General features: G+C 63.9%; 14 protein-coding genes and 1 pseudogene. 11 read left to right on the top strand and 4 right to left on the bottom strand.

The genetic code is table 11. The features are described 5' to 3' along the window. Positions 1 to 17 precede the first annotated feature (17 nt). Positions 18 to 788, bottom strand: a complete 771-nt coding sequence (locus tag NKH90_RS04625; RefSeq protein ID WP_352817814.1) for a sulfite exporter TauE/SafE family protein — start codon at positions 786 to 788, stop codon at positions 18 to 20. 95 nt (positions 789 to 883) lie between these two features. Then, positions 884 to 1,333: an Lrp/AsnC family transcriptional regulator gene (locus NKH90_RS04620; RefSeq protein WP_023678010.1), complete on the bottom strand. Its 450-nt coding sequence runs from the start codon at positions 1,331 to 1,333 to the stop codon at positions 884 to 886. Between the two features lie 132 nt (positions 1,334 to 1,465). On the opposite strand from NKH90_RS04620, the gene NKH90_RS04615 reads away from it, so the two are divergent. From NKH90_RS04615 to NKH90_RS04605, 3 genes are all read left to right on the top strand, one after another. Continuing rightward, on the top strand, positions 1,466 to 2,350 hold the full coding sequence (locus NKH90_RS04615; protein ID WP_352817635.1) for a DMT family transporter: 885 nt from the start codon (positions 1,466 to 1,468) through the stop codon (positions 2,348 to 2,350). A 176-nt stretch (positions 2,351 to 2,526) separates the two neighbouring features. Next, complete coding sequence (locus tag NKH90_RS04610; RefSeq protein WP_352450837.1) at positions 2,527 to 3,174, top strand: thiamine phosphate synthase; 648 nt, start codon at positions 2,527 to 2,529, stop codon at positions 3,172 to 3,174. Between the two features lies 1 nt (position 3,175). Further along, entirely contained in the window at positions 3,176 to 4,207 is a 1,032-nt protein-coding gene (locus NKH90_RS04605) for a tetratricopeptide repeat protein (protein ID WP_352814895.1), read from the top strand. A 42-nt stretch (positions 4,208 to 4,249) separates the two neighbouring features. Here NKH90_RS04605 and NKH90_RS04600 read toward each other — a convergent pair whose 3' ends face one another. Beyond that, the gene (locus NKH90_RS04600; RefSeq protein WP_352817630.1) at positions 4,250 to 5,032 is read right to left on the bottom strand and encodes a zinc-dependent alcohol dehydrogenase family protein; all 783 of its coding nucleotides are present in this window, start codon (positions 5,030 to 5,032) and stop codon (positions 4,250 to 4,252) included. Positions 5,033 to 5,144: 112 nt separating this feature from the next. Between NKH90_RS04600 and NKH90_RS04595 the strand changes: the two genes are divergently transcribed. The 7 genes from NKH90_RS04595 (at position 5,145) to NKH90_RS04565 (ending at position 11,241) form a co-directional block, all read left to right on the top strand. Next, the gene (locus tag NKH90_RS04595) at positions 5,145 to 6,002 is read left to right on the top strand and encodes a LysR family transcriptional regulator (protein WP_352817627.1); all 858 of its coding nucleotides are present in this window, start codon (positions 5,145 to 5,147) and stop codon (positions 6,000 to 6,002) included. Positions 6,003 to 6,140: 138 nt separating this feature from the next. Further along, positions 6,141 to 6,707, top strand: coding sequence for an elongation factor P (gene efp / locus NKH90_RS04590; protein ID WP_023678016.1), 567 nt, complete (start codon positions 6,141 to 6,143; stop codon positions 6,705 to 6,707). A gap of 81 nt (positions 6,708 to 6,788) precedes the next feature. Continuing rightward, entirely contained in the window at positions 6,789 to 7,589 is an 801-nt protein-coding gene (locus NKH90_RS04585; protein WP_023678017.1) for an inositol monophosphatase family protein, read from the top strand. A gap of 99 nt (positions 7,590 to 7,688) precedes the next feature. Next, entirely contained in the window at positions 7,689 to 8,396 is a 708-nt protein-coding gene (gene trhA, locus NKH90_RS04580) for a PAQR family membrane homeostasis protein TrhA (protein ID WP_352471211.1), read from the top strand. 115 nt (positions 8,397 to 8,511) lie between these two features. Continuing rightward, complete coding sequence (locus tag NKH90_RS04575) at positions 8,512 to 9,537, top strand: MotA/TolQ/ExbB proton channel family protein (protein ID WP_352817623.1); 1,026 nt, start codon at positions 8,512 to 8,514, stop codon at positions 9,535 to 9,537. A gap of 1 nt (position 9,538) precedes the next feature. Further along, a complete protein-coding gene (locus NKH90_RS04570) occupies positions 9,539 to 10,570 on the top strand; it encodes a peptidoglycan -binding protein (protein ID WP_352471213.1) in 1,032 nt (343 codons plus the stop codon). A 272-nt stretch (positions 10,571 to 10,842) separates the two neighbouring features. Then, positions 10,843 to 11,241 (top strand): hypothetical protein, encoded by a 399-nt coding sequence (locus tag NKH90_RS04565; RefSeq protein ID WP_352540314.1) that lies wholly within the window; start codon positions 10,843 to 10,845, stop codon positions 11,239 to 11,241. Between the two features lie 79 nt (positions 11,242 to 11,320). Here NKH90_RS04565 and NKH90_RS04560 read toward each other — a convergent pair. Further along, positions 11,321 to 11,663: pseudogene (locus tag NKH90_RS04560) on the bottom strand (DUF1304 domain-containing protein). Between the two features lie 185 nt (positions 11,664 to 11,848). On the opposite strand from NKH90_RS04560, the gene NKH90_RS04555 reads away from it, so the two are divergent. Next, a complete protein-coding gene (locus NKH90_RS04555; protein ID WP_352817619.1) occupies positions 11,849 to 13,333 on the top strand; it encodes a carboxypeptidase M32 in 1,485 nt (494 codons plus the stop codon). The last annotated feature ends 58 nt before the right edge of the window (positions 13,334 to 13,391 follow it).

Below are 13,391 nucleotides of genomic sequence, written 5' to 3'. Positions count from 1 at the left end.
CGAATGGGGCCGCCGTCTTACAGGAGGCCGGCGATGCCGTCCCACAGAAGCTTGACCGCGACGACCGCCACGGTCGCATAGGTGAAGGGATAGAACAGCTCCGGCCGCATCCGCCGCACCAGCCAGGCGCCGGCGATGGTCGACAGCGGCGCCAGCGGCATCAGCACCGCCGACGCGGTCAAATTGGTGGTGTCGAACTGGCCGAGCGCGAAATAAGGGATGAGCTTCAGAGCGTTGGTGACGGCGAAGAAGATCGCCGCGGTGCCCGACAGCACCTTCGGATCGAGCCTGATCGGCAGCGCATAGAACTGAAAAGGCGGCCCACCGACATGGGCGACGAAGCTGGTGAACCCGGCAACAGTACCCCAGAAGCCGGCGGCGACGCGGTTGGGCTCCGCCGCGTGGCCGGCACCGTGGCGGAGTTGCAAATAGAGCCAGCGCAGCACGAAGATCAGGGCAACCGCGCCGACGATCAGCCGCACCATCTCTTCGGTTACAAGTGCCGCCGTCAGCCAGCCAAGGGCGATGCCGATCACGGCGCCCGGCATCATGTCGGCCAGCATCTTGCGGTCGAAGATGCCCCACCATGTCCACACCGAGACAATGTCCATCAGGCACAGAATTGGCAGAAGGATTGCGGCAGCCTGAACCGGCGGCATGGTCAGCGCCATCAACGGCACGCCGACAAAGCCGACGGCGCCGCCGAAGCCGCCTTTCGACAGGCCGACGAGGATGACGGCCGGAATGGCCGCGGCATAGAACCAGGGATCGACGAGCAGGCCTGACATGGGGAAGGGACGCTGGAGGGAAAGTTGAACTCTGGAATAGACCAGAAATGGCCAGACCGCGACCGCAAATATGTGGGCCACGCCACCCGCACCCGTCACATGTTTGGCATGTCGAGCGGCGGCGGGCGTCTCCGGATCGGCTGCGCCTTGATAATGGCGGTGCTGGTTTCGGCCTTGTCGGCGATGCGATCGAGAATCCCGTCGAGCTCGCCGATCGAGCGGACGAACAGCCGGGCAACGAAGCAGTCATCGCCCGTCACCTTGTCGCATTCGCCGAATTCCGGGATTTCCTCGATCAGCTTCTGGACGATGTGCAGCTTGCCCGGCAATGGCCGGATGCGAACGATCGCCTGCAAGGCGTAGCCGAGCGCCTGCGGATCGATGTCGATGGTGAACGCGCGGATGACGCCGCGATCCTCAAGCCGGCGAAGCCGCTCCGAAACGCTTGGTGACGACAGCCCGACCTGCAGCGCCAGTTCCTTCAGCGAGGTCCGTGAATCCTTGACCAGGATATCGAGGAGCTTTCTGTCGAGCTCGTCCAGCATTTTACAATTCCAAGAAAAAGCCGATGTTTACCTAATTTAATGAGGTTCGTCCTGCATATCACCAGCTAGAAGCCATGGAAAGACCCGATCCGCTGTGGGATTATAAAATCTCAACGGGTTTCAGGAGCATCCATGGACAACACGGTACGCGGCACGATCGAAATGACGGCGGCGATGGCGATCCTCGGCACGATCGGCTGGTTCGTCGTCCTTTCCGGCCAGCCCATCATGGACGTGGTGTTCTGGCGCTGTGCTTTCGGGGCGGTAACGCTGCTGATCATCTGCGCGGCGCTGGGACTGCTGCGTGGCAGGCTGTCGCTTCGCATCGTCGCGATCGCGGCTCTCGGCGGTGCTGCCATCGTTATCAACTGGCTGTTGCTGTTCAGCGCGTTTTCCCGCGCGTCGATCTCGATCGCCACGGCCGTTTACAACACGCAGCCCTTCATGCTGGTGGGTTTTGGCGCGCTCTTCTTCTCCGAACGGCTGACGGTGACCAAGCTGACCTGGCTCGGCATCGCCTTCGCCGGCATGCTGCTGATCGTGCAGGCCGCGCCCGATGCAGGCGATCATGGTACGGATTACTTTACCGGCATTGCGATGGCGCTGGCCGCGGCTTTCTTCTGGGCCGTTGCGGCTATCGTCACCAAGAAGCTCAAAGGCACGCCGCCGCACCTGATCGCCCTGATCCAGGTCTGCGTCGGCGTTCTCATGCTGGCACCCGTCGCCAATCTCACCCACCTTCCCGCCGATGCGCGGAGCTGGGTCATGCTGGCGACACTCGGCATCGTCCATACCGGCCTGATGTACATCCTCATGTACGGTGCCATCCAGAAGCTGCCGACGCATCTGCAGGGGTCGCTGTCCTTCATCTACCCAGTCGTCGCCATCCTCGTCGATGTCGTCGCCTTCGGCCATCGGCTGCAGCCGGCGCAGATCGTCGGCGCCGCCGCCATCCTGGTCGCCGCCGCCGGCATGAATCTCGGCTGGTCGCTGTGGAAATCGAAGGTGCCTGCGTAGGGGCCGCAAGCGACCGGCGGGGAGAATTTCGGCCAACGGCAGCCATGCGCCGAGCCCCATAAAATCGTTGACGGCAAACGTGATCCCCCTGCCGCCTGTTCAACTCCCGCACTTTGCTCTATGCCGCAATGCAACCATCTTCGCCCGGCATAGGCGATAACCGGGACCGAACACCAATGAATGACGCAACGCCGCCCAACCGCTGCCGCATCGTGCTGATCGCGCCGCCGAACGTGCCGGCCGAGCGCATCGCCGCGGCCTTCGACGGCGGTGACGTCGCCTCGCTTATCCTGCCGGAAAACGGTATGGACGAGGCCTCTTTCCAAGCCTTTGCCGAACAGATCGTGCCGGTGGCGCAAGCGGCCGGCATTGCGGTCATCATTGCCGGCGACACCCGCATCGCCGGCCGCGTCCAGGCCGACGGCATTCATGTCGAGGTCGGCAAGGACGAGCTCGCCGAAACGATCGAACACTTCCAGGCCAGGATGATGGTCGGCACCGGCGGCGCCAAGACCCGCGACGATGCGCTGGAACTCGGCGAGGTCAGGCCTGATTACATTTTCTTCGGCCGTTTCGGTTACGACAACAAGCCTGAGCCGCACCCCCGCAACCTGTCGCTCGGGCAATGGTGGGCGGACGTCATCCAGATCCCCTGCATCGTCATGGCCGGATCGGATCTTGCCTCGGTGGAAGCGGTCGCCGCCACCGGCGCTGAATTCGTGGCACTGTCCAGCGCCGTTTTCGCCGACGGCGTCGATCCGAAGATGGCGGTCGCCGCCGCCAACGCGCTGCTCGACGAAACCGCGCCGCGCTTCGAGGACTGACGTGCTCTCGCGGAAAATCCTTTTCAGCGCCTTTCTCGCAACGGCCGTGACGCAGGCGATAGCGGCGGAACCCGTTCCGCTGCCGCAGCCCAGGCCGGATTCCAGCGAACCCGCCGACAAGCCGATCGCCGCACAATTGCCGCAGCCCGCCACCACCGCCCCGTTGCCGTCGGCCGATACCATCAACCCCGACCGCTTCGGCGCAAAGCCGTCCGATGCTGCCTACGGCGCCTTTCAGCGCGGGCTCTACAAGACGGCCTACAACCTTGCGCTTTCGCGCGCTCAAAACGGCGATCCGGCGGCACAGACGCTGGTGGCCGAGATATTGTCGCGCGGCCTCGGCGTGCCGGTCGACGCGGCAGGGGCGGCGAAGTGGTATGCGCTTGCCGCCGAGCAGGGCGTCCCGGAATCGCAATTCCAGTATGCGCTGATGCTGCTCGACGGCCGCTACGTCAAAAAGGACGAGAAGGAGGCCTATGCGCTGATGCAGGCCGCCGCCGAGGCCGGCAACCGCCTGGCGCAGTTCAATTTTGCGCAGCTGATGGTCGAACAGGAGCCCGGCGATGCCGGTATTGCCAAAGCCGTATCCTATTACGAGCGCGCTGCCGCGACCGGGCTTGCCGACGCACAATATGCGATGGCACAGGTCTACGCCAATGGCGCCGGCGGCAAGCCGCGCGACGATGTCCGCGCCCGCAGCCTGCTGGCACAGGCCGCGCGGCAGAACTACGACACGGCACAGATCGATCTCGCAACCTGGATGATCGAGGGGCGCGGCGGCGCCCGCGACCTGAAATCCGGCTTCAACTGGATGAAGCAGGCCGCCGAGGGCGGCAATGTCGCCGCCCAGAACCGTCTCGCCAAGCTCTACATGAACGGCATCGGCACCGACCCGGATCTGATCCTCGCCGGCGCCTGGTATGTTGTCGCCCGCCGCGCCGGGCTGATCGACCAAGAGATGGACGATTTCCTGCAGGGCCTGACCGACGACCAGACGCAGCAGGCGCTGCAACGGGCCAACCGCCTGCCCTGACCGCGGTCTCGAGACTCATCGCACCGGGCTCGTCAGGCGGGCTCATTGGGTATGATCGAGCACGACCTTGCCGAAGGGCGAGCCGTGTTCAAGGTACCGAAAGGCTTCGGCGGCCCGGCTCCATGGCACGACCCGGTCGATCACCGGTCTCAACCGGTTGACGACAATGGCTCGGTTCATCGCCTCGAAGGATTCGCGTGAGCCGACCGGTATGCCTCGCGCCCTGACCTGCCGGCGGAAGATGTCGAGCGGGTTGATGGCGCCGTCACTGCCGCCGAGATAGCCGATGACGTTGATCTGGGCGCCGCGCGCCGCTGCCCTCAGCGATTGTGCAAAACTCTGCGGTCCGCCAACCTCGATGATATGGTCGGCGCCGCGGCCATCCGTCAATCCCAGCACGGCCGATGCCCAATCGGGGACGCTGCGATAGTTCACGCCATCCTGCGCGCCAAGTTGCTTTGCCCGCGCAAGCTTCTCATCGCTGCTCGACGTCACGATGACGCGCGCCCCGGCAGCGGCGGCGAACTGCACCGCAAACAGCGAAACGCCGCCGGTGCCGAGGCAAAGCACGGTGTCGCCGGGTTTGACGCTGCCTTCCGTAAACAGCGCGTGCCATGCCGTCACGCCGGCGCATGGCAGCGTCGCCGCCTGCGGCAATGCAAACTTCGTGTGATAGCCGCCGCGGACGATCTCGGCATCGCGGTAATTCAGCGCCGTCGCCTTGACCTTCACAATCATCTCCTGGCGCCCTGGCTCAGGCATCGGCCGCTCGACCATTCTGAGGTTCTCGAGGCCGCCCGGGCTCTGCAATTCGATCGCTTTCATCGTCGTTCCTTTTCAGCTGGGTCCTGCCAGAGGAAAATCGCTTGCCATCCACCGGATTTCAAATTCATAATGTTCAGCATAATTATGCTTATGTGACATGTTCGGGTGTGTCGTGCTTGAAGAACTGAAAACACTGGCCCTCTTTGCCGAGGAGGGTTCGATTCAGAAGGTGGCTCGACGCCTGCCGTTGACGCAGCCGGCCGTCACCCGCCAGATCCAGCGGCTGGAGGAGGTGCTCGGCACGGAATTGCTCGACCGCCGGCTAAAGCCGTCGCGACTGACCCCGGCCGGCGTAGAGGTGCTGGCACGCGGCAAGGAAATTCTCGCCGCCGTCGACGCGCTGAGATCATTCGCCAAGGGCAACGAGCCGGAAGGCCTGCTGCGGCTCGGCCTCGCGCATGGACTTTGCGACAAAGCCGTGGCCGCCGCCATTGCTGATGCCGTGGCGCGGTTTCCGAAGGTTTCGCTGCGTCTGAAGAGCGGCTGGAGTCTTGAGCTGGCCGACCAGCACAAGCGCGGACAGCTCGACCTCGCCTTCATCCTGGACGGCAGCAATTCCAAAACTGGAGACGGCGTTGTCGGAACCGAGCCCCTCGGCATCATCGCTGCCGAAAACACCAGTCGGCAAGCCGACGTCAAGACCATGCCCTGGGTCCTCAGCCCTGAACCCTGCGACGCGCGCCGGCGGCTGGCGGCTGCCCTGGCCGAGGGCGGCCACAGGTTGATGGTCGGCGCCGAGATTCAGGACAGCGCGCTGCAGATCGACTGGGTTCGTCGAGGCCAAGGCCTTGGCCTGCTGCCCACGCGGCTGCTGCGGGAAAAGCTGCCGCAGGGCATTGCCCTGGTCGACGCTCCCGGCCTCGAGCTGTCGCTGCGAATTGTCGTCCTGCGTTCGCCGCACCTGCATCTTTTGAGAGAGGTCGCCGACGCAGTGACCGAGGCCGTCACCGCGACTGTCAGGACGGACTGAGGCCGCCACGCCGCGCTGCCGGGCCAGCTTCGTTCCCGCTTCATCGGAAGGCGCTCCTTGCCTCTGCTGGCGATTTGTGGTCTTGGAGGCGCCAAATTGCCCTTTGCGGCGATCATCTCATTTCCGGATCACCTCACCATGGCCAAGATCAATGGCAACGAAATCCGTCCCGGCAACGTCATCGAGCACGATGGCGGCCTTTGGGTGGCGGTCAGGACCAACACCGTCAAGCCGGGCAAGGGCGGCGCCTACAACCAGGTCGAACTCAAGAACCTGATCAACGGCACCAAGCTCAACGAGCGCTTCCGTTCGGCCGAGACGGTCGAGCAGATCCGGCTCGATCTGAAGGATTTTTCTTTCCTCTACGAGCAGGGCGACGCGCTGGTGTTCATGGACACCGAAAGCTACGAGCAGCTCGAATTGCAAAAGGAGTTCGTCGGCGATCGCGCCGCCTTCCTGCAGGACGGCATGATGGTGACGGTCCAGCTCTATGACGAAAGGCCGATCGGTATTTCGCTGCCCGACCAGGTGACGCTGACCATCACCGAGGCCGACCCGGTGGTGAGGGGCCAGACGGCAGCCTCGTCCTACAAGCCGGCGATACTCGAAAACGGCATCCGCGTGCTGGTGCCGCCGTTCATCGGCTCGGGCGAGCGCATCATCGTCGATACCAACGAAATCACTTACGTGCGCCGCGCCGACTGAGGCGTGATCCCAAAGAGTTGCAGACTCTTTGGATAAGATCATGCGTCAAGGCAGATAGGCGCAGCGACAGGAAGAACAGCAATGGCGCGTTCCGCGATCCTCAATGTCATGGTCCAGGCCGCAATGAAGGCCGGCCGCTCGCTGTCGCGTGACTTCGGCGAAGTGCAGAACCTGCAGGTCTCGATGAAGGGGCCGGGCGACTATGTCAGCCAGGCCGACCGCAAGGCCGAAGACATCGTCTTTGCCGAACTCTCCAAGGCGCGGCCCGGCTACGCCTTCCTGATGGAGGAACGCGGCGTGATCGAGGGCGACGACGGCCAGCACCGCTGGATCGTCGACCCGCTCGACGGCACCACCAATTTCCTGCACGGCATTCCGCTCTTTGCCGTTTCGATCGCGCTGGAGCGCCAGGGCCAGATCGTCGCCGGCGTTGTCTACAATCCGGCGATGGATGAGCTCTATACCGCCGAGCGCGGCGGCGGCGCTTTCATGAACGACCGCCGGCTGCGCGTCGCCGGCCGCACCAAGCTGGTCGATGCGGTGATCGGCTGCGGCATGCCGCATCTCGGGCGTGGCCAGCACGGCAATTTCCTCATCGAGTTGCGCAATGTCATGGCCGAGGTCTCTGGCGTCCGCCGTCTCGGCTCCGCCTCGCTCGATCTCGCCTACGTCGCCGCTGGCCGCATGGACGGGTTCTGGGAAACCGGCCTGTCGGCCTGGGATGTCGCCGCCGGCATTTTGCTGATCCGCGAGGCGGGCGGGTTCGTCTCCGATTTCGCCGGGGGACAGGATGTGCTGAACGCCGGTTCACTGGTCGCCGGCAACGAACTCATCCAGCGCGCGCTGTTGAAGACTATCAAAAGGCCACTCTCAGCCGGCTGATAGAGGCACGCCGCGCTGAACCGCCGCAGTCGCAAAACCGCAACCAAAGCTTGAAATACTGTCCCGCGGCCGCCCAGATAAGGTGGCGCAGGATCATCGATGACGAACAGCCGGCCCCAACCCCAGAGCGAACTCTCCCAGCTCGACATTCCCTTCATGGGGCGCTGGCATTACTCGCGCGCCGAGATCATCGCCGACGGCATTGTCCACGCCGTGGGCATCGTGCTGGCGATCGCTGCCGGCTCGACGCTGCTGGCACTGGCCGCCTATCGAACCGGCCCCGGCGAATACGTCGCCGCCGCCTTCTATGTAGTCTCGCTGCTCACCGTGCTGTCGGTTTCGCTGGCCTATAATGTCTGGCCGGTGTCGTCGCCGGCAAAATGGATATTGCGGCGCTTCGACCATGCCGCGATCTATCTGCTGATCGCTGCCACCTACACGCCTTTCCTGGCCCAGCTCGGCGGCTCGCCGCTGGCCGTTTCCATGATCGTCCTGGTCTGGACCGCCGCGGCGGTCGGCATCGCCATCAAGGTCTTTCTTCCCGGCCGTTTCGACCGGCTGGCGATCGTCTTCTACCTAGCCATCGGCTGGAGCGGCATCGTTCTGGTGGAGCCGCTCGTGCGGACGCTGCCGGCGACATCGATCGCGCTCATCGTTGCCGGCGGCATCGTCTACTCCTGTGGCGTGATCTTCTTCGCCTGGAAGGGCCTGCGTTTCCACAATGCGCTGTGGCATGGCTTTGTCGTCATCGGCGCCGGCCTGCATCTGGCCGCCATGGTCGACTGCCTGGTCATCAACCGGCTTTGACCTCCGGTCGCGGACAGTGGCAATATTGCCAAGCGCCATTCAATTTCGTCACAATTCCGTTTAGAGTCGCAAACACAAATTGATCGGCGGCGACGGCATCGGAAACGGGGCACGGATGACTCTTCTCAGATCCTTCGGCATGGGCAGGCGCTCCGACGTTCTGATCTACGACCCGCACAAATTGTCGAGCCCGCAGGTGTTTCTGCTGACCATGGTGATCTTCCTGTTCATCGTGGCCTTCATAGCCGCCATCCTGACCCGCCAGATCTCGACCGCCTTCGTCACCAATCCCGGCCTCAACGGCCTGATCATCGGCGTGCTGGCGGTCGGCATCCTGCTGGCCTTCGTCCAGGTCGGCCGGCTGTTCCGCGAGGTGCGCTGGGTCAACTCGTTCCGCGCCGGTTCCGAAACCACCGAACCGGTGCTGCTGGCGCCGATGAAGGCGATGATCGGCCGCTCCTCGAGGATTGCCTTCTCGACCAGTTCGATGCGCACCATGCTGGATTCGATCGCCACCCGGCTCGACGAAAGCCGCGACACGTCGCGCTACCTTGTCGGACTGCTGGTGTTCCTCGGCCTGCTCGGCACCTTCTGGGGCCTGCTCAACACGATCGGCTCGATCCGCGAAACCATCGAGTCGCTCGATCCCGGCACCGGCGATGCCGCGGCCGTGCTCGAATCCCTGAAGCAGGGGCTTTCCGCTCCGTTGGCCGGCATGGGCACCGCCTTCTCGTCCTCGCTGTTCGGCCTCTCCGGCTCGCTGGTGCTCGGCTTCCTCGACCTGCAGGCCGGCCGCGCCCAGACGCGCTTCTATACCGAACTCGAAAACTGGCTGTCCTCGGTCACCGACCTGTCCTCCGACATCGTCGTTGCCGACACGGCCAAGACCGAACCCTCCGAGGAAATCCGGCTGTTGTCGGAAAAGCTGCGCACTCTGCAGGAGAATGGCGGCGGCTCCAATCCGCGCGTCGCCACCGCCATGGCCAATCTCGCCGACGGCATTTCCGGCCTGGTCAAGAACATGCGCTCGGAACAGCAGATCATGCGCGACTGGGTCGAGGCCCAGTCGGACGAGCAGAAGGCGATGCGCAACACCCTGGAGAAGATCGCCGACGCCTTGAAGAAGCCTGGAGTGCATTGACGTGGCGTTGGCACGAGGCCGGCGCTCCGACCGCCGCATCGATTACTGGCCGGGCTTCGTCGATGCGCTGTCGACGCTGCTGTTGGCGATCATGTTCCTGCTGACGGTTTTCGTGCTGGCGCAGTTCCTGCTCGGCCGCGAGATCTCCGGCAAGGACACGGTGCTCAACCGCCTCAATTCGCAGATCAACGAGTTGACCCAGCTTCTGGCGCTGGAACGCTCGACGACGCAGGACAAGGAGGACACCCTTGCCAATTTGCAGGCATCGCTGTCCGCATCGGAGGCGGAAAAGAGCCGGCTCGAGCAATTGCTGGCGCAAGGCGCTGGTGCCGGCGATGCCGCCAACCAGCGCGCGACGGCACTTTCCGGCGAACTCGACAGCCAGCGCCAGATCAGCCAGCAGGCGCTGAGCCAGGTCGAGATCCTCAACCAGCAGATTTCGGCGCTGCGCAGGCAGATCGCAGCGCTCGAACAAGCGCTCGACGTGTCCGAAACGCGCGACCGCGAATCCAACACCAAGATCGCCGATCTCGGCCGCCGCCTCAACGTCGCACTGGCGCAACGCGTGCAGGAGCTAAACCGCTACCGCTCCGATTTCTTCGGCCGCTTGCGTGAAATTCTTGCCGACCGCGAGAACATCCGCATCGTCGGCGACCGCTTCGTCTTCCAGTCGGAAGTGCTTTTCCCGACCGGCTCCGAGGTGATCAACGATGCCGGCAAGCTCGAGATGAAGAAGCTTGCCGATGCCATCATCGAATTGCAAAAGGAAATCCCGCCGGAGATCAGCTGGGTGCTGCGCGTCGACGGCCACACCGACAACAAGCCGCTCTCCGGCACCGGCCGCTACCGCGACAATTGGGAATTGTCGACGGCGCGCTCGACATCGGTGGTCAAGTTCCTGATCGAGAACGGCGTGCCGGCCAACCGGCTGGTCGCGGCCGGCTTCGGCGAATTCCAGCCGCTCGACCCCGCCGATACCGAAGAGGCGCGCAACAAGAACCGCCGCATCGAGTTGAAGCTGACCGAGCGGTGATCTGCAAGCCTTTGGCTTGTATCATGCGCCAGGTCGGGCCGGCTCGAGCCGGCTCAAGTCGGCGGCATTTAGGCACTGGTGCGGCAGCGGCAAGAGCTGAAAAAATTACCATTTTTTAATTACACTTTGCCGCCGTGGCCTTTAGCCTTGGTCATGGGCCGAGAACCGCCGGCGGTGGAACCGCTCATCGCGACGCGACGGAACCTGACGGCCCGCGGCCGGAAGGCAGGACCCTCCCAACCACCGCCTTCCCCAGTAAAGGAGACGCAACCATGCGCTTCTTCGCTCCCAGGAATCTCAGGACTGCTACGCTCGCCACACTTTTCCTCGCCGTTCCATTTGCTGGCGCTTACGCCGGCCCGCGTGAGACGGCCTTGATCAATCAGATCCAGAGTGTGGAGACGGGTATCCAGGGCGCCATCCGGGCGAACAAGCTCGAGCCGGGCGAGGCACGTGACTTGCGCACGCAGGTCGCTCAACTCGATCGGGCCGCCCAGAGGGCCGCTCGCCGTGGAACGATGCCGAGCACGCAATATCAGCAGTTGATGGCGCAGCTCGACGATATCAGCCAAAAGCTGCGCGCTGACACCGGCAGTGCCTTCCTCATCGGCAACGGCGCCGATGGCGGATACTATCCCAACGGCTATGGCCCAACTTATCCAGGCGGCTGAAATCGGCCGCAGTGCCGGGCGCTGTGGCAATTGATTTTGCCCATGATCCTTTTCCAGCTTTCGGTTCAGGGATCATGCGCTAGTCCAACGCCAGCGCAATCAGCGCCAGTACTGCCGGCACTGTCTCGATGAACAGGGATTTTGCGCCCGCCGTTGCCGCCGTAAAGGCCGGCGACGGCGACGCAGAGCAAGAAGAAGACTACTGAAAACCGGCTTCGCCGAGGTAAAGCCCCAGGTCAGGCCGGCTGCGAGAAAGCCGTCGTAAAGCCCTGATTGGCCGCGAGGACTTTCGAGGCACTGGCGAATTCCGGCGTCAGCCTGAATACCATATGGCCGCGCGGCGTGTCCCACAGCACCATCTCCAGATAGGCGATGCAGAGGTGGATCACGGCCACCAGCCCGACCAGCACATTGGCGATCACGTTTCGTCTCCCCCATCGCGGTCTGCCGCCGCCGGACGACATTGATCACGCACGCCACCGCTTCCGCGAGGTGCCTTTCGACCGTTGCGGCCGGCAGTCGATGCATCGGTCGCGGACGGTCTTCAGGGGTTGCCAACAGTTTTGCATTGGTATCTTTTCCCGCCGTCAAATCAGCGGAACCCACAATGTCCTTTCAAAAACTCGACGACCTCGGCCACAAGCTCGAAGCACTGGAACACGCCCTCGCCATCCTCGGCGCCGACGAGGCGACCCATATGGCGGTCGGCGGCGGCGAGAAGCGCGCAGAGGCAATGTCGGTGCTTGCCGGCATGCACCATGCCCGGGCGACTGCGCCGGAGATTGCCGACTGGATCGCGGCGGCCGAGCAGGAGGCGCTGAACGAAGAGCAGCAGGCCGCGGTCAGGGAATTCCGCCGGCAATATACCAACCTGACCTGCCTGCCGGTCGAGTTCGTCGAGCGCCAGACGACCGCGCGCATGCGCTCCGAGCAGCTGTGGCGCGACCTGCGCGCCAAGAACGACTGGGCCGGCTTCCTGCCGGCGCTGGAAGGCGTCGTGGCGCTGGTCCGCGAGGAGGCGGCCCTTCGCGCCGAGGTGCTCGGGCTCGAGCCTTACGACGCGCTGATGGAGCAATATGATCCGGGCAATCGCACCGCCGACATCACGCCTGTGTTTGTCGAGTTGAAGACCTTCCTGAAAGGCTTCGTGCCGGAGGCACTGGCCGTGCAGGAAGAGCGGCTGGCGAAACATCCGCTGAAGCCGCTTTCCGGCAGCTACCCCTTGGACAAGCAGCGCGAGCTCGGCCTCGCCATGATGGCGGCAGTCGGCTTCGACCTCACCCACGGCTCGCTGTCGGTTTCGCACCATCCCTTCTGCGGCGGCGTGCCGAGCGACGTGCGCATCACCACCCGCTACAAGACCTCGGATTTCCTGTCGGCGCTGATGGGCGTGCTGCACGAGACCGGCCATGCGCTGTACGAGCAGAACCTGCCGAAGGCGTGGGCGCACTGGCCTCTGGGCAGAGCGCGCGGCATGGCGGTGCATGAAAGCCAGAGCCTGTTCGTCGAAAAGCAGATCGGCCGCAATCCAGAATTCTGGCGCTGGGCGCTGCCGGTGGTCGAAAGACACCTCGGCGAGCGCTGGACGATCGACGACATCCTGCCGCATGTGCACCGGGTCGAGCGCGGCCTGATCCGCGTCGATGCCGACGAGGTCACCTATCCGCTGCACGTCATCCTGCGCTACGAGCTGGAGCAGGAGCTTGTCTCGGGACGGCTGGAAGCAGCCGACCTGCCCGAAGCCTGGGATGCCAAGATGTGCGATTATCTCGGCCTGTCGACATCAGACAATCCGGCTGACGGTCCGATGCAGGACGTCCACTGGCCGGGTGCCGCCTTCGGCTATTTCCCCTCCTACACGCTGGGCGCCATGATGGCGGCGCAGCAATGGGCGGCGCTGACCAGGGATCATCCTTCAGCCGACGAAGACCTCGCCAAGGGAGATTTCGCCGCGATCAACGACTGGCGCCGCAAAAGGATCTGGTCGCAAGGCTCGCGCTGGTCGACGCCAGAACTGCTCGAACGCGCTACCGGCGAAAAGCTCAATGCCGTGCATTTCACCGATCACCTGAAGAAGCGGTACGGGAACTGAGCCGCTTCGTCTATTCTAGGTTCTTGCCGCGGTGACTGCAGAAATCCGCGAAACTGGC

This window comes from Mesorhizobium sp. M0898 (assembly GCF_040319695.1).
GTDB lineage: Bacteria > Pseudomonadota > Alphaproteobacteria > Rhizobiales > Rhizobiaceae > Mesorhizobium.
Note: the sequence above shows the minus strand (reverse complement) of the source record. Positions and strands in the feature narration are given on the sequence as shown.

Coding starts and splice junctions, on each gene's coding strand:
- NKH90_RS04600 (WP_352817630.1), bottom strand. CDS start 5,032: ATGAAAGCGATCGAATTGCAGAGCCCGGGCGGCCTCGAGAACCTCAGA.
- NKH90_RS04565 (WP_352540314.1), top strand. CDS start 10,843: ATGCGCTTCTTCGCTCCCAGGAATCTCAGGACTGCTACGCTCGCCACA.
- NKH90_RS04585 (WP_023678017.1), top strand. CDS start 6,789: ATGGCGCGTTCCGCGATCCTCAATGTCATGGTCCAGGCCGCAATGAAG.
- NKH90_RS04555 (WP_352817619.1), top strand. CDS start 11,849: ATGTCCTTTCAAAAACTCGACGACCTCGGCCACAAGCTCGAAGCACTG.
- NKH90_RS04610 (WP_352450837.1), top strand. CDS start 2,527: ATGAATGACGCAACGCCGCCCAACCGCTGCCGCATCGTGCTGATCGCG.
- NKH90_RS04620 (WP_023678010.1), bottom strand. CDS start 1,333: ATGCTGGACGAGCTCGACAGAAAGCTCCTCGATATCCTGGTCAAGGAT.
- trhA (WP_352471211.1), top strand. CDS start 7,689: ATGACGAACAGCCGGCCCCAACCCCAGAGCGAACTCTCCCAGCTCGAC.
- efp (WP_023678016.1), top strand. CDS start 6,141: ATGGCCAAGATCAATGGCAACGAAATCCGTCCCGGCAACGTCATCGAG.
- NKH90_RS04615 (WP_352817635.1), top strand. CDS start 1,466: ATGGACAACACGGTACGCGGCACGATCGAAATGACGGCGGCGATGGCG.
- NKH90_RS04625 (WP_352817814.1), bottom strand. CDS start 788: ATGTCAGGCCTGCTCGTCGATCCCTGGTTCTATGCCGCGGCCATTCCG.
- NKH90_RS04575 (WP_352817623.1), top strand. CDS start 8,512: ATGACTCTTCTCAGATCCTTCGGCATGGGCAGGCGCTCCGACGTTCTG.